The following is a 19,237-nucleotide window of genomic DNA, read 5'->3' as shown; positions in this document are numbered from 1 at the left end:
GGTTCCGGGTATCGCGTTCCCCCTATTCCTGTGAAGGTACAGTCGCGCACTAGCGATTCAACCGCGGCCGCACGGAGCCTAGGATTTCTCCCGAAAAGGCTCGAGCCTACGCTCGGCGGAAAGGAGGCACGCAAATATTCAGTCAGCGATACTGATATCTCTATATGTAATATTACGAATAAATAGCATCTTCTCAAAATTCGTTAAGATAATTATCAGTAAAGATTCGCACATATTTCAGTGAAATTCTAGCAACTATGCTTTGCGCCATCTCCTCGCTACGGCCGCGCGGGAGAACGACAAAGTAGCGATGTCAAAATGCGGGGTGGACGCGCCCTGACGAAAATCACTCTTTACTGGGCTGAATTCCGGCCGATCCAACGGCTTTACTTTGCTCTCGCAACCACGGGGCCGCCTCGGGGAGATAGAACCAGATCCGAACCCAAATAACCGGTGCCGGACCGCTTTCCCCAACCTTTCGCGCCACTTACCGAAGTTATCACCATTTTTGCTGCAATTTCAGTCGATTGACGCCGATTCTTCGGCCGTGGAATAGCCCGTTGCAGAGCAATCATCCGCATCAGGAAGAGGGACATACCATGCATCTCACCCACGAAGCCGGCAGCTTGTCGGCCCGCGACGTCACCTTTGCCGAGACCGACAAGCGCGTGGTGCGATGGATCGCGCAGCAGGCGGTCAATGTCGAGCTGTTCACCATCCCGCTCTACATGACGACGCTCTATTCGATCGAGGGCTTCCACCCGATCACCGGCAAGGGGAATGATTTCTACAAGGGCCGGATATGGCCCGGCGCCAAGGCCGCCTATTTCACCGAGGGTGACAAGACCAGGCCGGGCTGGGGCAACAAGCAGGCCTTCAACATCATCTTCTCGATCTTCATCCAGGAGATGCTGCATCTGCAGATGGCCGCGAATATCGCGACCGCCATCGGCTGCACGCCCTCCTTCACTGATCCGGCCCTGCAGGATTCGGACAATGGCTGGACTTGTTACGGTCCGGCGCTGACCACGATCCCGAACATCGTCGATCTGCGTGATACCGACACCTATACCGATGTGAAGGTCGATGTCGGCCCACTCGACGAGGACCGCATCAAGCTGTTCCTCGCGATCGAGCAGCCGCAGGACGATGCCGAGCATGATATCAAGCGCAACAAGGGCAGATATTTCCCGAAAGTGCCGTTCGACGGCGGCGACCCCGATTATGATCCGGCCACCGCCGGCATCCTGTTCGGCTCGATCGGCTATATGTACCAATGCTACCGCGACTATCTGCAGATCCGCTATGATGACGGCTCCTGCCTGTGGGACCATGTCTTCAATCCGGACGGCCAGCAGAACGACCTGTTCAACACCTTCAGTTTTCCCGGCCATCCGATGCGCGAATATATGGGGGTCGAGACCACCGTCGCGCTGACCGACAGCGGCATTGCCTTCAAGCAGGCGCTCAACATGATGAACGCGATCACTGATCAGGGCGAGGGTGCGACGCTGAAGGCGCGGCTCAAGCTGGCCAATGAGGCCGGGCTGCTCACTGCGGTCGAGGTGCGCTACCGCCCCGATCGCGACGCGCTCGAATCGGATTATCCGAGCTATTCGGATACCGGCGCGCAGGTTCCCTCGGGCGATGCCGCGGCGCGTTTCGACAATGACGGCGAGGATCATTTCGAGCGCTTCAAGGAAGTGCGCCAGCTGATGCGCGACGGCGGCATCGTGACCTGGGACAAGGCGGGCAAGGCCGGCAACTGGTCGGCGGCCGACCTCATCACCGCCGATTACGACCCGACCGACAACCCTTATGAGCTACCCACCCCCGAGCAGATCGCGAGCGCGCTCAACAATCTCTATGCCGAGGATGTCCGGGAGCAGAGCCATGCGACGCTCAGCCAGGCAGTGGTCGGTGCGATCAAGGGCGTGACGACGGTGCTCGACCAATATTGGAACCCGAAGGGCGCGTCGATTTCCTTCCCCTATCCATCCATGTCGGGCTCGGGCGATCGCATGGCGACGGCATGGGCGGCGATGGCCCGCATGCCTGATCTCAGCAAGGGCGTGCCCGCCCCCAATACGCGGATCGTCAACCACACCTGCCAAGGGCTCGATCTGCACGCGCCCGACGGCATTGGCACCAACAGCTGCGCCCTCACCCAAGTCTATCACACCTGCCGCGGCTCGAATCTGTGCAAGGGCATGGGCGGCTGCGGCTTCGTGCAGCCGAGCGGCGGCGGCGGCAATTGCAGCGCCAGCGTGCGCAGCGCGTCCGAGCCCACCCCCGGCAAGCCGCAGGGCGGCGGCTGCTCCGCCGTGGCGGTACGGGCCAAGGGCGGGCTGTGCGGCACCCCGACGCCGACGCCGAGCGGGACGACCTATACCGCGCCGAGCGACAACCGGTGCGGCGGCTTCGGCGGGTGCGCGGTGCCGATCTCGGCCTGCCAGATCTATCCGGTCAGCGGGACGATGGACCTGTATCAGCTCGAGCCGACGCCCGAGGCCAATGCCGGCGGTTTCAAGCCGACAAAGTTCGGCACCATCCCGTTCAACAAGGGCGACAAGGTCGAGGACATCGCCTTCGCGGCGTTCGGCGCGGTGGCGAAGCACATGAAATTGAAGGCGCCCGTGCAGCAGGAGCCGAACGACATCCGCCTCGCCTTCCCGCCATCGACCTGAGGATCGACCTTGGAGAAAGCACATTTCCCCCATCCCCCGCCGTCACCCCGGGCTTGTTCCGGGGTCCATGGTCCCGCGTCCGCAACATCTGCGGCGCTTGCGGAACCATGGATGCCGGAACGGGTCAGGCATGACGAAGGAGGGGCATCGCGCACCGTTCCTCCACGCCTCGGTCTCCCCAACCCGGGCGACGGGGTGGGCCTGCGCGAGGAGCATTATCCGCATCTGATGCGCACCCCGCCCGCCGCCTGGGGGGTGGACTGGTTCGAGGTGATTTCCGAAAATTACCTCGACAATGAAGGCTATGGCATGCGCGTCCTCGAGCATGTGGCCGCGCACCGGCCGGTCGTGATGCACGGCGTCTCGCTGTCGATCGGCAGCACCGCAGCGCTCGACATGGCCTATCTGGCAAAGCTCAAGGCGCTGGCAGCGCGGGTTTCTCCCTTATGGATTTCGGACCATCTCTGCTGGACCGGCATTGGCGGCCTGAACAGCCATGACCTGCTGCCGATGCCGCTCACCGAGGAAAGCCTTGCCCACACCGCCGGCCGGGTGCGCATGGTGCAGGAGTATCTCGGCCGCCCGATCATATTCGAGAACCCAAGCACCTATCTCGAATTCCAGGCGAGCCGGATGCCCGAATGGGAGTTCATCGGCCGGCTCGCCGAGGATACCGGCTGCGGGCTGCTGCTCGACGTCAACAATGTCCATGTCAGCGCCTTCAACCATGGCTTCGATCCGCTCGACTATATCGACGCGGTGCCCGCCAATCATGTCGTCCAGGTCCATCTTGCTGGGCCGAGCGACCATGGCACGCACCTTATCGATACCCATGACAGGCCAGTGCCCGACTCTGTCTGGCCGCTCTATGCGCGAGCCTGGGAGCATTGCGGTCCAGTCGCCACCCTGCTCGAATGGGATGCACATATTCCCCCATTTGACGAACTGCTGGCCGAGCTCGCCAAGGCGAAAGCGGTACGCGAGCGGCTCGGCTTAAAGACGCTGGTCGCCGCGTGATGGCAGGGCTCGCCGATCTCCAGAGCTGGCTGCAAGCTGCGATGCTCGACGGCGAAGCGCAGGACCCGCGCGACCATGTTCGCGGCGACAACCGGCTGACCGCCGGGATGCGGCTCGGCATCTACGCGCAAGGCTATCGGCAGCGACTGTTCGAATGCCTTGAGACCGAATATCCCGTGCTGGCGGCGCTCGCCGGGCCGACCGCCTTCGGCCTGTTCGCGCAAGGCTATATCGCCGCGCACCCGTCGCGGTCCTACACCCTCTATGATTTCGGGGCGGGCTTTGCCGACTATCTGGAGGCCGCACGACCGGTGGGCGACGGGACCCCGCAACCCGTCGAGGCGATCCCGGCGGCGCTGGCGCGGATCGAGCGGGCCAGAGCTGAAGTCCATCGCGCGCGGGGCGTTGAGCGCGACAGCCCCGTCGCGCCCGAGGCCGGTTTAGATCCGGTAATGGCATCGATCCTCGGTCTGCGCCACGGTCGAGCCCGTCGCTGGTGGCGGCCTGACACTGTCCGCCTGCTCACATTGCCGTTCGACTTCACCGATACTCTCGCCTGCGCGGAGCGCGGCGAAGCGCCGCCGCTGCCCGTGGCCGGCCAAACCCGGCTTTCCGTTTCGCGCGTGCAATACCGGGTCGTCTGCAAACGGCTCGAACCATGGCAGCATGACTGGCTTGCGGCTCTCCCCGACGATCCGCACGACGCGACCGAGATGCCCCCCGCTGCGCGCATCCTGCCATGGCTCACCACGGCAATGGAGCAAGGTCTAGCGATGCCAATCGCTTAAGTAGATGAAGATTAGCTCGAATATTTTTCTCTATGACCGCGAAATGCCGATGATTAAGACTGACGCTTTATATAAGTTTATAGCAAATTTTTACCCGTGGAACTAATCAATATAATATATGTTTATGTAGTCAGAGCTGGGAAATTGATGAGATATTTTCATTGAGTGAGAGTCCGTTGCGGCACGGTCCAACTATCGTCAATTGAGTGGGCGGCCCGAAATTGCTTAGCGGCGCTGAATTGGGAGATACAAGGAGATGGTACGTACCACTTACATTGTCGATGACGACAATGACCTTCGTAAAGCCCTCAGCGATCTGCTGGAGCTGCAGCCGGGCCAGTCTGTGCGTAGTTTCGACAGCGGGGAGGCACTTCTCGCTGAAGCCAGCAATCTCGACCCCGGTGTCCTGCTGCTCGATCTCAATATGCCGGGCCTGAGCGGCCTCGAGGTGCTGAAAATACTTCAGGCAGCACATCCGCATAAATTCGAGATCCTGATCCTCACCGGCATGGGCACTGTGCCGCGTGTGCTCGATGCGATGCGGAGCGGCGCATCCGATTTCATCCAGAAACCCTGCCCGAGCCAGAAACTGTTCGACGCAGTCGATGCCGCTCACGCCGCTCTGGCGCAAAGCCGCGCGACGACGACAGCGGCCGGCCTGGCGAGAGCGAAAATCGCCAGCCTTTCGCCGCGCGAACGCGACGTCCTGATGAACCTGCTCGAAGGTCGCGCCAACAAGATGATCGCTGCGATACTCGAGATCAGCGCACGGACGGTCGAGATCTACCGCTCGAAGATGATGGCCAAGCTTGACGTCCGCTCGCTTCCGGCGGCGCTGCGAATAGCCTTCGCAGCGGGACTGACCCCCGACAGCCTGCCAGGCGCCCCGGCGGGTTCCCGCGACGGACCGCCGGAGACCTGGCGACTGGCCCGGGGCCAGGTGTTGGGCGGCGGCGGAGCACCGGCGACGATTCAATAATCGTCCGGCTGGCGATAAGGCACCGGCGGGCTGTCGCCGGTCGAGCCTTGCCCGTCATTGATCGGAAGCTCGACGGTGAACGTGGTTATACCAGCATCCGACGACGAACAGGACGCGCGGCCGCCATGGCGATTGGCAATCTGCCGTACCAGCGAGAGACCGAGGCCCCAGCTGCCTGCTGCCTCTGCCGAACCTTCGGGGCGGAAAAAAGGCTCGAACACCCGGTTCCGCAGCGCAGCCGGAATGCCCATTCCATGATCATGCACCGCAATGACGATCATCGCCTCGCCGTCCCGCGTGCCGTGCCGAAGCGCGATATCGACCGGCGCGGCGCCGTGCTTGATGGCGTTCTCGATCAGATTGCGGATCAGGCGGCGCAGCAGAGTCGCCGAACCGACGACCTCGAAGGCCGGCGACCCTTGCGGAACGTCGCACATCTGCACGCCGGCGCGCGCTGCCTCCTCGGCGGCCAGCGCGAGGCAATCCACGATCTCGCGTCGGCCGACATCCGTGCCGTGATCGAGCCGGCTTGCCAGCAGGATTTCCTCGACAAGCATATCGAGCTCGGCGATTTCGCCGCGGATTACCGGCACGAGCGATCCGCCCGAAGCCTCGGCGAGCATTTCCACCGCCAGCGCGAGACGGGCGAGCGGCGACCGCAATTCGTGGCTTGCATGCGCCAGCAAGGTCTTGTGGGCGGAGAGCAAGGCATCCGTCCGATCAGCAGCGGCATTGAAGCTCGCGGCGACAGCGGCGATCTCGTCGTCGCCATCGATTGCGGCACGCCGGGCCAGGTCCCCGCCACCCCATGCCTCGACGCTGGCGCGCAACGCCTCGAGCCGTCGCGTTATCCTGGAAATGACCGGATAGGCACCGACGCCGACCACCATGGCGACCATGATCAGCATCGCCAGGCTGTGCACCTGGAAGCGCTGCACCGAGGGACGGTGCATGGGAAAGCCCGGCCCCATCGGCGCCACGCCGGAAAGGTGCCACACGATTGCCCCGAGAACCGCGACCAGCGCGACGCTGATCAGGAGAGTCGGGTAAATCTGCCAGAACAGGTGCCGACGACGGAAGCGGCGCATCTCAGGCCTGATCCTGGATCTTGGCGAAGACATAGCCGGCACCGCGCACCGTGATGATCCGGCGCGGCCGCGCGGGAACATCTTCCAGAACGGCGCGCAGGCGCGAGATATGCACGTCGATTGATCGATCGAACGCCTCGAGCTCCTCTCCCCGCGCAAGATCCATCAGCCGTTCGCGCGACATGATCCTGCCGGCGTGCTGGGCGAGAATGAGCAGCAGGTCGAACTGATAGGAGGTCAATATCCTGGTTTCGCCGTCTAGCCGCACAGACCGTGATCCGGCATCGATCTCGAGCCGGCCGAACCGAAGCGTGGCTGACTCGTCCCTGCCCGAATCGCCTCGGCGTCGCAGAATCGCCTTGAGACGCGCCAGCAGTTCGCGCGGATTGAACGGCTTGGGCAGATAGTCATCGGCGCCGAGTTCGAGGCCGACGATCCTGTCGGTATCCTCGCCACGGGCAGTCAACATGAGGATGGGTACGTCGCTTTGCGCGCGCAGGCGACGGCAGACTTCGAGACCGTCAATATCCGGCAGCATGATATCGAGAATGACCGCGTCATATCCGCGGCCATCGGCACAATGCCGGGTCGCTGCCTCGATCCCTGCTGCCCCGCTGTGACGGGTCTCGACCAGAAAGCCCCCTTCGGACAGATAGTCGCGCAGCATCTCGGCAAGCCGGACGTCGTCATCGATGATCAGAATTGTGGGCATCGGCGCGTGATGCTGCCTCGAATAGGAGAAAGTGCGGCTCCGTCCATGCTCGTGAACCGTGATCGCCCCAGGGGCAAGAGGCGGGGTTCACCATGGACGGAGCAGCGACGTCACATCCCGTGGCGATGTTCTGCCGCAAGGGTCCCCAGCTTGGCGCGCTGGTCGGGCCGCAATATTTCTGCGGCGTCGGCCATCGCCGCCGTGGCGATGCGGCTCGCGCCGTCGATCCGCGCGATCTGGGCGGCCCGGAGCTGCTCGATCGCGGCCCGATCGACCGTCGGCGCGGACAGGAGTTTGTGCAGGGCGGTGTGCGTATCGGCCATGTCCTCGTGCATCTTGGCCATTGGCTCGAAGCCGGCGTGGAGGATCGAACCGATCTTCGCCTTCTGGTCGTCGCTTGCACCGACCTGGTCGAGCATCTGCGTGACGTGCCTCATCGCCATTGCGTGCATGTCGCCGGCGCTGCCCATCGGGCCATGCATCCCGTGCATACCGACTCCCTGGGCGGACGCGACCACGATCGGCAACGCCGCGCCGCTCGCCACAAGTGCAACGGCCAGAGCTGCGCGTCGCAGCCAACCTCGCCCCGTCGCGCGATTGAGCGAATGAAAGTTGTTTTCCGGTGTGTCGTTCATCTCGATGATCTCCTTTCGCCGCTCGCGGTCCAATCAACTGCACCGTTGCGGCAGGGCGTTTCTGGCGCGCCGATGTTTCGCGCGTTCCCGCCCATCGTTAAGCAGTGTAAAGTTCGAAACGCTGATGTGCCGGGAGATGCCCCAACTCTGGCGCTATTCCCGCCCCGCCCGGCTTGCCTTGCACCATCCGCCCCGGGCATTTCCGCATCCTGAGCTTTGAGCAACGGGGGCGGGACATGACAGACGGCACGAACGGCACTGGCCACACGAAACCGACACCGGCGCCCGCTCCGCCCCCGCCGCCCAACATCCTCCTGATCACCTGCGACCAATATCGCTTCCCGCGCTTCTCCTATGGCGCCGAGGGTGGCTTCGTGGAGGAGCTCAAGCAGATTCTCGGCTTCCAAGGCGAGGTCCACGCGGACAATAGCTACGCCAAATATTTCCCCGGCCTGCTCCGCCTGCGCCGCAATTCGGTGGTACTGCGCAACCACAGCATCGCCGCGAGCGCCTGCACGCCCAGCCGCGCGACCATCTATACCGGGCAATATGGGACGAAGACCGGCGTCACCCAGACAGACGGGCTGTTCAAGAACGGCGATTCCTCGAACTTCCCCTGGCTCGACGCTGACGGCATCCCGACGCTCGGCACCTGGATGCGGGAGGCGGGCTATTCGACCCATTATTTCGGGAAATGGCACGTCTCCAACCCGCCCGAGCATTCGCTGAAGCGCTACGGCTTCGACAATTGGGAGGAGAGCTATCCCGAGCCGCACGGCGCCCAGGCCAATAATCTCGGCGTCTATCGCGATGCCGGCTTCACCGACAGCGCCTGCGCCTTCATCCGCCGCCAGGGCCTCGCCTCCAATTACAACCGCGTCTACGCCCAGATGGCGGTCGAGGATCCGGCAACGACGGGCCCTGATACGGCCAACATCCCACCCTGGTTCGCCGTTGCCTCCTTCACCAACCCGCATGACATCGCGACCTATCCCGGCGTGATCGCCCAGGCGCTGCCCGCCGACGATCCGCAGCCGATCACGATCGGGCCCAAGACGATCACACCGACGACACAGTCGATCTTCGGGCCCCTCACCGTGCCGCTGGCGGGCGACGTGACGCCGCCGCCGGTGGCGGGCTCGATCCAGATCCCGCTCAATCCGCTCGGCTTTCCGCAGGAGTGCGCCGGGCCGGCGCCGACCCAGAATGAGGATCTTTCGACCAAGCCGAGCTGCCAATATGAGATGGCCTATAAGGTCGGGCTGGCGCTCGCCGCCAAGGGCGGGTTCAATCTCGTCAACGGCATTGTCGGTGCCGCCTCGGCCGCGATCGCGGGCGCGCTGCCGAATGGTGGCACCAATATCGACCTTCCGAACCATCCGTTCCGCGAGCAGGAAATGCAGGCGGCGGTGACCCAGTCGCTCAAGAGCTGCCTGCCGCTCCAGCTCTCGGACGATCCCGACACCAATTGCCTGCAGTTCATCCAGCTCTACGGCTGGCTCCACGCCGTGGTCGATACCCACATCACTGCAGTGCTCGATGCGCTGGAGGAATCGGGCCAGGCCGACAACACGATCGTCATCTTCCTTGCCGATCACGGCGAATATGCCGCCGCGCACGGCATGATGATCGAGAAATGGCACACTGCCTATCAGGAGGCGCTGCATGTGCCAGTCGTCGTGCAATTCCCGAGCTCAGATGAGGAACCCCAGCCAGCCACCGCCGGCGTGGTCGCGCCCGAGCCTGCGCAGATCGATGCGCTGACCAGCCATATCGATATTCTGCCGACCGTGTTGGGGCTTGCCGGCGTCGATGCCGCCACGCGCCGGAGCTACAGTGCGAAACTTGCCCAGAGCCGTCCGGTGCCGCCGCTTCCAGGCGTCGATCTCTCGGAGGTGCTTCTCAATGCGCTGAGCGGCGACGATGTGGAAATTCCGATCGTCGAGCCCGATGGCGGCGTGCGCGAGGGCGTGCTGTTCATCACTGACGACGAGATCACCGCGCCCCTGCCCCCCTCACGGACCGCGCAGGAGAAGCACAGCTATGAGGAGTTCGCGGTCTATCAGGAGGTGGTTGCCTCGGTGATCACCGGCAAGGGCGGCAAGGGACCGGTGGAGAATCTCACCACGGGATCGGTGAAGCAGCCCAACCATGTGCGCTGCGTGCGCACTCACGATTTCAAGCTCGCGCGTTATTTCGATCCGTCGGGCAAGGAACCGCAGGAATGGGAGATGTATGATCTGAAGGCGGACCCGAACGAGGTAACGAACCTGGTTGAGGTAACGGTGACGCCGCCGACCGCACGAGCTGGCGTGCCCAATCCGGCAGCGGTGCAGGCCGCTGCCGACCAGATGGCGACGCTACTGGAGCGGCTCGAACGACGCGATCTGTAAAAGATACCGTCCGGGGCGACAGCCATCGCCCCGGATCGGCATGATGTTATTGGGTCGTGACGGTCGTGGTCGTCGTCTTCTCGGCAACGGCAGCATGGCCGGGCTTGCGGACGACACGGCGTTTCACGACATGCCTGACGGGTACCGCCCGAGCCTTTGTCGGGGTGTGGACAACCGTCCGTTCAGTCGTCGCCACGGTAGTCGTGGTGGGCGCGGCTGGCGTCGGTACCGGCACATAGACCGGCGCGGGCGGCGGCGCGTTGCGAAGCGCCTCGGCTTGCGCGGTCGCGGTCGCGGCCGCCTGTTGCGCAGCATCGGCGCGGTCATTGGCGGCGGCGGCGGCCTGTTGTGACTGCGCGGCGGCGTTCTCGGCATCGTTGCGCTGCGCGCGCTCGGCAGCGACCTTGTTGCGGTCAGCCGCGACGATCGCCATACCGGCGAGGTCCGAAGCATGCTGCGCTTCGATGATCGCCTCATCCTTCTTGCCGCGCGCCAGATCCGCTTCAGCATTCTCGAGCGCTATTTTCGCCCGATCATGAAGCCCGGGCGCTTCGCCACCGGCACCGATCCTGGCGCCGGCCTCGACCTTCGCCCGCGCCTCGGCGATCGCCGTGCGTGCGCGCTCGGCTTTGCCGGGCCCCGCAAGGGCTGGCGTGGTGGAGAGCGCGAGCAGCGCCGATATACCGACGCCACGTGCTAATAGACCCAAGCGACTCATGAGCAAATCCTTTCCAGATTTTTTGATGTGCGCTTCGAACGATCAAGTGCGGCATTAGTTTCGTTGCGACGGTGATTGAGATAAGTTAATGATGCAGGCTCGATACAATCTCTATGGTGGCCGATCCAACTCGCGATGATGCCACCTATTCTTAGAGCCATGTCACCATGATTGGCCGGTGAGGCTCAATCTATATGGGGCGCAACCACTTGAGCGCGCCACCAGGCTGGCGTGCGCGTAAAGATACCCGCCCCTGCCACATATTTCCCGAACGCGACAAAGGGCCGTTCGATCCAGCGATACGAGAGGGCGGCGATAGCGAAGGAACCCGATATCGTCACCAGCACGGTGCCGAATAACACCGCCAGGTCCCACCGGGCGAGCGTCGCCGGCAGCACGGTCGCGAACAACAGCCGAGTAAAGACGAAGAGCGTCAGGTCGTGCCACAGGTAGAAGGAGTAGGAGAGCCGGCCCATCGTGCGCGAGACCGGGTTGAGCATGAGGCGCGAGAGGGCTGGGCTGGTCCCCCAGGCAATGATCGAGACCAGGCCGAAGCCCGCCACCGCCATATCGAGCACGATCGCGAGCCGCGCCTGATCCGGGCTGAGCGCGGCGGCGGGGCCCACCAGCAGCAGGAAGCAGGCGGCAAACCCAAGCCCCTGCCCGCCCCGCGCCCGGCCCAGCAGGGCTGCGAACCGGCGGCCATGCGTCCTGACCATGCAGCCGGCGTAGAAGGCCGGCAGATAGAGCGGAACGAGATCAGGCCGCGCCTGCGAATCCAGCGCCACCGCCGCGCCGACCAGCAGGGCGAGCACAGCAGTATCGATCCACCATCTACCGTGCCGGGAGAGCGCCGCGAAGAACGGCAGGAACAGGCAGGCCAGGATTTCGACCTGCAACGTCCAGGTCACCGGGTTATAATAATTGTCGTGCAACGCACCCGTCTTCAGCGCCCCGACCAGCGATGGATGGGCGTAGACGGTGCCGTCGACCCACGGCTTCAACCCTGAGCTGAGCGCGGCGAGCCGGGCCGGATCGAGCACGGGCACGCGGAACACGGTCAGCGCTGCGAGCGGTACGAACAGCGCCAGCGCCGCGAGATGGGCGGGATAGAGCCGGAACACTCGCTTCACGCCGAAGGCGGCATAGCTGCCGAGCGCGCGGTGCGCTGGCCTTGCGTCCAGCGCGAGGCTGAGGACCAGGCCGCTGATCACGAAGAAGGTGATGACCGCTGCCTCGCCATTGGTCGCCCATCCCAGCGGGCGGAGCACCCATCCCCTGAAGCCATATTCGACCGCCCCGCGCCGCATATTCGCGCCGAAGATCAGCGCGATCCCGCAATGGCTGTACGCGACCGCCAGCGCCGCGAAGCCGCGCAGCGACTCGACTTGCGGCAGGAAGGCGCGCGTTTCCCCCTGCTGGCCCCTCGCGTCGATCATGACGCGCTGAGAAACAGCAGCCAGTCTTCACCGAATTGCTCGGTAAGCACGCGCTCGGGCGTGATCGCGGCTGCGTTGCCGGTGAAATCCACATGGCGCAGCGCCCCGTAGATGGCAGTCAGCTCGGCAAGGAATGCGGCCGGATCGGCATAGCGCGCCGCGTTGAACTCAAGCACCATATCCGGGCGGTGGACCGCGAAGGTCCGCGCCAGGCCAGCGATGATGCCCTGTTCGGCCCCCTCGGCATCGATCTTGATGAAGTCGATCCTGGGATGCGCCGTCAGCAGGCTGTCGAGCGTCGCGACGGGGACGTGATGGGCCGCCCCATGCGCCGGCGCGCCTGCCCCGTCCGCTATGATCGCTGCGTTCTTGGGTTCGCCATCGGGCACGAACAGCGTCGCGGTGCCGCCGTCTGCGGCGCCGGCGGCCACTTCGCATATCGTGGTGCGCGGATTGAAACCATTGAGCGCGATCGAGCGCCTGAGCAGCGCCGCCGCGGCCGGATTGGGCTCGACCGCGTAGACATGCCCAGCCGGCCCGACCAGGTCAGCGAGCAGCAACGAATAATAGCCGTAATTTGCGCCGACATCGACGACGACCGCGCCACGTGCGACCGATCGCGCCATGAACTGGGTCAGCCACAATTCCCAATAGCCGTCGAGCAGGATGTTGGCGCCGAAACCGCTGTCGCGGGTGTCGACATGGAATTTATAGCGCCCGAGGATTCGACACAGCCCGATATGGTCGCCGAGATAGGCCGGGCTCGCGTCCCGCCGACAGGCATCCTCCAGCGCCGCACGATGCAGGGTGCCGATATCGTTGAGGTGAAGCATGCGCGACGTATAGGTCGGCAATGACGCTCCCGGACGCAGCAGCGCGCGTGCAACGCGCCGCAGGCGGCCCTTGATGGTCGGGCGGTCAATCGGCATGGGCCGCCTTTCCTTCAATACCCGCGTGATAGCGCGCGAAGACCCGGTCGGTCTCGTCGAACATCACCATATCGCCCTGATCGAGCAGGATGGTCCGGCTGCACGTTTCGCGCAACAGCCGCTCGGAATGCGACGCCTGGACGACGATCCCGGCGCGGCCGACAAAGGTCGCGAGCCGCCGCTCGGCCTTCGCCATGAAGGCGGCGTCACCCATCGCGAATTGCTCGTCGAGCAGCAGGATATCCGGTTGAAAGGCTGTCGCGATGGCGAAGGCGAGCCGCAATTGCATGCCGGTCGAATAGGCCTTGAGCGGCACGTCCATATAGGCATCGAGCTCGCTGAACGCAGTGATCTCGTCGATCTGGGCCATCACCTGGCGCGGCGTGAGGCCGACAAAGATGCCGCGCAGCACGACATTCTCGCGCCCGGTGCATTCGACGTTCATGCCGAGCAGCGGATCGAACAGCGCCAGCACCCGGCCCGAAACCCGTACCGACCCACTGACGGGCGGGTAGATGCCGCCGATGACGCGCAGCAGGGTGCTCTTGCCCGAGCCGTTATGGCCGATCAGGCCGACGCGATCGCCATTTTCGAGGCTCAGCGAGACGTCGCGCAGCGCGTCGACATGGGCCGGCCCGTGTGCTGGCCGGCTGATGATCCCCCCGACATGGCGCAGCGCGGCGCCGAGCCGGGGCCTGCGCGCGCCATAGAGCGGGAAGCGCACCGAGACATGGTCGAGGCTGATCGACGCCATGTTCAGAGCCAATAGGGAATGCGGTGCCGGGTCGCGCCGAACACGAGCAGCGCGACAACGCTTCCGATCAGCGCGCAGCCGGCGGAAGCCGCCCAGATCCAGGGTGCCGGCGGCGCGCCGAGCAGCGGCCCGCGCACCTGCTCGATCGCGTAATATAGCGGGTTCCAGTCAGTCAGGATGCGCGGGCTGTCGGCGTTGGGCCGCCAGATCAGCGGCGTGATGAACAGCGCGATCGGCATGCCGGTGGCCACCACCCGCGAGACGGCACGCAGCCGCGTCGCCGCGATCGACAGCAACAGCGACAGCCAGAGCAGGTTGACGCACAGCAGCACGAACCCGGCGAGGGCCAGTAATATCGACGAGGAAACCGGTACGCGGCACAGCATGATCACCGCGATGACCGTGACGGAATTGAAGCCGAGCAGCACGATATTGCGCCACAAGGTCCGATAGATGACGGTCATCCGCGGCAGATAGAGCTGCTTCAGGATGTGCCGGGAGTCGACGAACGCTTCGCAGGCTTCCTGGCAGGTTGCAGCGACGAAGTTCCAGACGAACAGCCCCGTCACAACATAAGGCAGATAGGTACGCATGCCCTCGCCGAGCACGCGAGCATAGACCACGCCCAGCGCTATCGCCATCAGGCTGAAGGACAAGGTCGTCCAGAGCGGACCAAGGCCGGTGCGCCGGAAACGCAGCCAGATGTCGAGATTGCCGAGCGTGTACCATTGCGGCCAGTGCCGCGCACCATCGACCACATCGGCCAGCGCCGCACCGTAACGCGATGTATTGCCCGGCACCGCCCCACCCAGCACGCGGTCGTCAGCGGCTGGGGCTCGCGGGACGGGGATCATGCCGCGCCGCCCTGGACGAAATCGGCCGCGCGCACCGGCAGCAGCGTGCTGATCCCGGATACCGCGCGGCGCCGCGGCGGCCCGAGCGGCCCAAGCACGGCCTCACGGAAACCGTCGAGCCCAAGCCGTTCCTCGACCATCACACGCGCGGCGCGGCGCATGTCCTCGTACCCCGCCGGATTCGCGGCCAGGCCCTGTAGATGCGCCGCCGCCGCGGCCACATCGGGGTCAGCCCATTGCTCGCGCCCATCATAGACGCCCCTGCAATCCGCGACAGCGATCATTCGGAACGGCACGAGCAAGGCGCTGGTTTCGTCCATGAAATCGAGATTGCCCGACCAGTTGGTCGCCACCACCGCGACACCTGCCGCCATCGCCTCGGCCATCACCAGGCCAAAACCCTCAGAGCGGTGCAGCGAGAGCAGCACGTCGGCGCTGGCGATCAGGTCGAGCCGCTCCTCGTCGCTCAGCATCTTCTGCTCCACGCGGATATTTGGCGCATCGCCGATCTCCGCGAGCAACAGCGCCATCTCCTCGGGCGATTCATGCGCTTGCGAAACCTTGACGATCAGCAACCGGTCGGCAGCGTTGCCAAAGGCCTGTTTGAACGCCCTTACCGCCGCGATCGGGTTCTTGCGCTGGAAGGAGGAGGCGAAGCTGAACATCGTCAGCGCGACGAACTGGTTGCCAAGGCCGAAATGGGCGCGGCGCGGGGTGCCGCGGCGCCCCTGCACCACCGGATGCGGTACTGTCCTGACTGGCTTGCTGGTGTGGCGTCGCACGGCATCGGACACGAAATCGCTCGGCGTCCAAACCTCGTCCACCTGGTCGAGCGCGCTAATCCAGAGATCGGGAATACGGGCAAGCTCCCAGGCCCAATAGCCGATCAGCCGCTTGCCGCGGAGCTGGCTGCGGCTCAGCAGCATCAGCAGCGGCGTGAGGTGATCAGGGTTGAAGTGGAGCAGAACCGTCCCGGCGCCCCGCTCGAGCGGTGGAGCACGGTCGTGTCCCGGCTCGGCGCCGAACACCTCGTCGATGTCGAAGCTGCGCACCCGATAGCCCAGCGCCACCAGCGCGCGCCCGCTGAGCCTGGCGCCTTCACCGATCCCGGTCGCGGTGCTGAGGATGCCGGCGACACAGACCGGATCGTCAGCCGCTGCGTCGATCGGCAGCGGTCCGCCGCTGAACCGCGCGATCATCGCAAGCAATCGCGCCCGCAGTGCCACAGGGAGGCGGCGCCAGACCGTCTTGCGAAATCCGCGCATCAAGGGGCTGTCGAATTTCTGCAGGGATCGTCGCCGCGAAGCGTCGTCGAAGGGCGTTTGATCGTTCATCGATGCATGTCGTTCGCCCCTCGCCCCGAACGAGCCCTGCCTAAAATTGCTTTGCAGCACAACGCTTTTCGTGATGCGCCCCGGCGTCGAGGGGCCGAGGGGATCACTACCCTTCACCACCTCAGGAAAGCGACCATTCCAGAGTCAGGAAGACCTTGGTCGTATCGGTCGCGAAGGCGTCGGCCGCATAGCGCGCCAGCCGCGCCGCCACCGTCGTGCGGCGGATCCTGGCCTGGGCGAGCAGGTCGATCTCGTCACCATAATGCTGCGAGAGCCGGTCGCTGTCGAAATGATGCCAGGTCGCGCTCACGCTGTAGCCGCTGACCGGTCCATTGGCCTTCCAGCTCGCGCCCAGCGTTCCGTAAAGATCGCGCAACCCATTGGGCGGCGTGGTGGTGAATTTGCTCGCCCAGCCCTGGAAGCGGAAGAAGGAGGCAAGCGGAGTCTGAAAGCTGGTCAGCGCCGTACCTTGATCCGCACCCAGCACCTCGTAGCCGCCCGTCGCCGCCAACACCTTACCGCTCAGCGACGCCTCGGCGAGATAATAGCTTGCAACGTAACGATTTGGATTATTGCGGTAATCGCTCTGCCGCGCAAAGCTCGTGACATAGCCCAGCTTCCAGCCTTTCGCGATCGTCCGGCTGCCGGCGAAGCGCGCGCCATAGCTCTGGCTCGACAGGCGGAAGCCCTGCAGCGAGGCAAGGTCCTGGTCCACCAGATAGGCGAAGCCGGTCAGCGTGCCGACCGGGGCGGCGTAGCTCGCCAACCCGAACCAGTTGTCGCCCGGTACCGATTGCGGACGCGCGGGCGTGCCGTCGATGCCGTTCACGGTGCGCGCGCTCCAGGAATATGTCGCGTCGATGCTGAGCCGCGGCACGCCTGCCCAGGTCACCCGCACCGCGTCGAAGGTCTGCTCGTTCTGCCGCCAGGCCGAAGGACCGACGAAACGCTGATCGGCGAGATCGAGCAGCTGCCGCCCTGCGGTGACGGTGACATGATGATCGACATAGCGAAGCTGCGCGCGATTCAGCTCGATATTCTGGGGATCGGCGACCAGCGGCAAGGGCCGTCCGTTGAGGCCGTCATTGTAATGATTGTCGATGCCGATCGTGGCCTCGCTCTCGACCAGCGCCGCCCACGGGCCGGTGCTTGCCTGAACGCCGCTGCGGACCCGCAACGTCGCCGCGTCGGACTGGTCGGCAACACCATCCTGGTCGACATGCTCGTAGCGAAAGCGCGCATCGATCAGCGGCTTCAGCTTGATATCCTGCGCCTGAGCTTCCGGCGCGCATGCGCCCAGCGCTGCGAATGCCAGCGCACAATTCTTCGTCTTGTTCACGGGAAGATCCTTCGATTTCAGGCAGTGCGCCGAAAGAGGAAAAGGAAGCAGGCGGCCCGGTCAGGGGCCGCCCGCTCCAGGAGGGACCTCAGGCAGGTTCGGGGGCGAGGCGGCCGTCGATCGAACCAAGCTCGCCCGAGGCGCGTGCCTTGCGGCCATAGACGAGCTCGAACAGCGGCCCCGCCATCATCGTCGTGACGATCGCCATCAGCACCAGCATCGAGAAGAGGGTCGGGCCGATGATGCCCTTTTGCAGGCCGATATTGATGATGATGAGCTCCATCAGACCGCGAGAGTTCATCAGCGCGCCGATGCCGAGCGCGGTGCGATTATCCTCGCCCGCGAGCCGCGCGGCGAGATAGCAGGCGCCGCCCTTGGCGAGGATCGAGGCGACGAGGATGCCGAACGCGATCAGCAGCAAGGTCGGCGAATTGACCATGTCCATCCGAGTGTTGAGGCCCGAGTAAGTGAAGAACATCGGCAGCAGCAGGACAACCGCGACCGGCTCGACCTTCTTCTTGAGTTCCTGGGTGAACAGGCCGCGCGGCATGACGACCCCGAGGATGAAGCCGCCGAAGATCGCATGGATGCCGATGGCGTCCATCAGGAAGGCGGACATGCAGAACAGCATCAGCGTGATGGCAAGCACCGTTACGCTCATCTCGCCGGCACGCGAGACCGCGCGACCCAGCGGCGCCAGCAGCTTCGGGCCGAACAGCAGGATGAAAGCGGCATAGGTAACGCCGCCGCCGATCGCGAGCACCGCCACGCCGGGGCCGGCGCCGAAGGTCGCCAGCACGAGCGCAAGAACGCACCACGAACAGGCATCGTCGAAAGCGCCCGCGGTCAGCGACAGGGTGCCGAGCGCCGTATCGGCGAGGCCGCGCTCGTTGATGATGCGCGCCAGCATCGGGAAGGCGGTCAACGCGATGCACGCGCCCATGAACAAGGTGGCGTCGACCGTCGAGATGCCGGCCGCGAACAGACCCGGCACGCCGAGCAGGAAGGGCGTGATCAGCGCCGCGATGATGAACGGCGCGGCGATGCCGGCGATCGACACGCCAGCCGCGCTCTTCGCCTTGGATTTGAACTTGTCGATCTGCAGCGTGGTGCCGACCAGGAACATGTAGAGCCCGACGCCGAGCTGCGCGCCGGCATAGAGCACATTGCGCGTTTCCTTGGGAAAGAGACCGAGCTGCGCACCGGGGAAGAACAGGCCGAGCAGCGATGGCCCGAGGATGACGCCGGCGATCATTTCGCCGACGACCTGGGGTTGGCCGAGGAATTTCTTGCCGGCCCAGCCGACCACGCGACAGGCGAGCAGAATGATCGCGAGCTGGAGGAAGAAATGTACGCTGAAATCGCCCGGCGTGTAGCTTTTGGCCGACGCCTCGACCGCGGGACCGTGCGCCGACAGGATGCCCCCTATCGTCGACCACATGCTGTCCACCACCCCGTTTGCCATGCAACATCCCCGCTTCTTTCGGTTGTCTCCTACCGCGCAACTGCGCGACCCACGCGAAAAGGACGAATTTCGGGCCGCCGCACAATCCGGAAAGCGCCGCGCTCCT

The 19,237-nt window shown here is 64.6% G+C and carries 16 protein-coding genes; 5 read left to right on the top strand and 11 right to left on the bottom strand.

The window, feature by feature from the left end; translation table 11 throughout:
- Window positions 1-599: 599 nt before the first annotated feature.
- The 4 genes from ABD050_RS23310 (at window position 600) to ABD050_RS23295 (ending at window position 5,471) form a co-directional block, all read left to right on the top strand.
- A complete protein-coding gene (locus tag ABD050_RS23310; protein WP_343891918.1) occupies window positions 600-2,687 on the top strand; it encodes a ferritin-like domain-containing protein in 2,088 nt (695 codons plus the stop codon).
- A 111-nt stretch (window positions 2,688-2,798) separates the two neighbouring features.
- Complete coding sequence (gene bufB, locus ABD050_RS23305) at window positions 2,799-3,704, top strand: MNIO family bufferin maturase (RefSeq protein ID WP_343891917.1); 906 nt, start codon at window positions 2,799-2,801, stop codon at window positions 3,702-3,704.
- Window positions 3,704-4,492 carry an HvfC/BufC family peptide modification chaperone gene (locus ABD050_RS23300; RefSeq protein WP_343891916.1) on the top strand — a complete coding sequence of 263 codons (789 nt, stop codon included), beginning with the start codon at window positions 3,704-3,706 and terminating at the stop codon, window positions 4,490-4,492. Before bufB ends, ABD050_RS23300 begins: the two co-directional genes overlap by 1 nt.
- A 256-nt stretch (window positions 4,493-4,748) precedes the next feature.
- The gene (locus ABD050_RS23295; RefSeq protein WP_343891915.1) at window positions 4,749-5,471 is read left to right on the top strand and encodes a response regulator transcription factor; all 723 of its coding nucleotides are present in this window, start codon (window positions 4,749-4,751) and stop codon (window positions 5,469-5,471) included.
- Here ABD050_RS23295 and ABD050_RS23290 read toward each other — a convergent pair.
- The 3 genes from ABD050_RS23290 to ABD050_RS23280 all read right to left on the bottom strand — a co-directional run bounded on the left by ABD050_RS23290 (window position 5,465) and on the right by ABD050_RS23280 (window position 7,906).
- The gene (locus tag ABD050_RS23290; protein WP_343891914.1) at window positions 5,465-6,559 is read right to left on the bottom strand and encodes a sensor histidine kinase; all 1,095 of its coding nucleotides are present in this window, start codon (window positions 6,557-6,559) and stop codon (window positions 5,465-5,467) included. The genes ABD050_RS23295 and ABD050_RS23290 overlap by 7 nt on opposite strands.
- A 1-nt stretch (window position 6,560) precedes the next feature.
- Window positions 6,561-7,271, bottom strand: a complete 711-nt coding sequence (locus ABD050_RS23285; protein WP_343891913.1) for a response regulator — start codon at window positions 7,269-7,271, stop codon at window positions 6,561-6,563.
- Window positions 7,272-7,381: 110 nt separating this feature from the next.
- Window positions 7,382-7,906, bottom strand: a complete 525-nt coding sequence (locus ABD050_RS23280) for a Spy/CpxP family protein refolding chaperone (RefSeq protein WP_343891912.1) — start codon at window positions 7,904-7,906, stop codon at window positions 7,382-7,384.
- 236 nt (window positions 7,907-8,142) lie between these two features.
- Here ABD050_RS23280 and ABD050_RS23275 point away from each other — a divergent pair, with 236 nt between their 5' ends.
- A complete protein-coding gene (locus ABD050_RS23275; RefSeq protein WP_343891911.1) occupies window positions 8,143-10,299 on the top strand; it encodes a sulfatase-like hydrolase/transferase in 2,157 nt (718 codons plus the stop codon).
- Between the two features lie 46 nt (window positions 10,300-10,345).
- On the opposite strand, the gene ABD050_RS23270 is transcribed toward ABD050_RS23275, so the two are convergent.
- From ABD050_RS23270 to ABD050_RS23235, 8 genes are all read right to left on the bottom strand, one after another.
- Entirely contained in the window at window positions 10,346-11,017 is a 672-nt protein-coding gene (locus ABD050_RS23270; protein ID WP_343891910.1) for a hypothetical protein, read from the bottom strand.
- Between the two features lie 185 nt (window positions 11,018-11,202).
- On the bottom strand, window positions 11,203-12,456 hold the full coding sequence (locus ABD050_RS23265; RefSeq protein ID WP_343891909.1) for an acyltransferase family protein: 1,254 nt from the start codon (window positions 12,454-12,456) through the stop codon (window positions 11,203-11,205).
- A complete protein-coding gene (locus ABD050_RS23260) occupies window positions 12,453-13,385 on the bottom strand; it encodes an FkbM family methyltransferase (RefSeq protein ID WP_343891908.1) in 933 nt (310 codons plus the stop codon). The genes ABD050_RS23265 and ABD050_RS23260 overlap by 4 nt, the downstream gene beginning before the upstream one ends.
- Entirely contained in the window at window positions 13,375-14,139 is a 765-nt protein-coding gene (locus tag ABD050_RS23255) for an ABC transporter ATP-binding protein (RefSeq protein WP_343891907.1), read from the bottom strand. Before ABD050_RS23255 ends, ABD050_RS23260 begins: the two co-directional genes overlap by 11 nt.
- Window positions 14,140-14,141: 2 nt before the next feature.
- A complete protein-coding gene (locus ABD050_RS23250; RefSeq protein WP_343891906.1) occupies window positions 14,142-14,993 on the bottom strand; it encodes an ABC transporter permease in 852 nt (283 codons plus the stop codon).
- Window positions 14,990-16,327, bottom strand: a complete 1,338-nt coding sequence (locus ABD050_RS23245; RefSeq protein ID WP_343891905.1) for a glycosyltransferase — start codon at window positions 16,325-16,327, stop codon at window positions 14,990-14,992. Before ABD050_RS23245 ends, ABD050_RS23250 begins: the two co-directional genes overlap by 4 nt.
- A 121-nt stretch (window positions 16,328-16,448) precedes the next feature.
- Window positions 16,449-17,666 carry an alginate export family protein gene (locus ABD050_RS23240; protein WP_343891904.1) on the bottom strand — a complete coding sequence of 406 codons (1,218 nt, stop codon included), beginning with the start codon at window positions 17,664-17,666 and terminating at the stop codon, window positions 16,449-16,451.
- Window positions 17,667-17,754: 88 nt separating this feature from the next.
- Complete coding sequence (locus ABD050_RS23235; RefSeq protein WP_343891903.1) at window positions 17,755-19,131, bottom strand: cation:proton antiporter; 1,377 nt, start codon at window positions 19,129-19,131, stop codon at window positions 17,755-17,757.
- Window positions 19,132-19,237: the final 106 nt, after the last annotated feature.

Source organism: Sphingomonas oligophenolica (genome assembly GCF_039522915.1).
Classification (GTDB): Bacteria; Pseudomonadota; Alphaproteobacteria; order Sphingomonadales; family Sphingomonadaceae; genus Sphingomonas; species Sphingomonas oligophenolica.
This window is presented reverse-complemented; position numbering and strand designations above follow the sequence as displayed.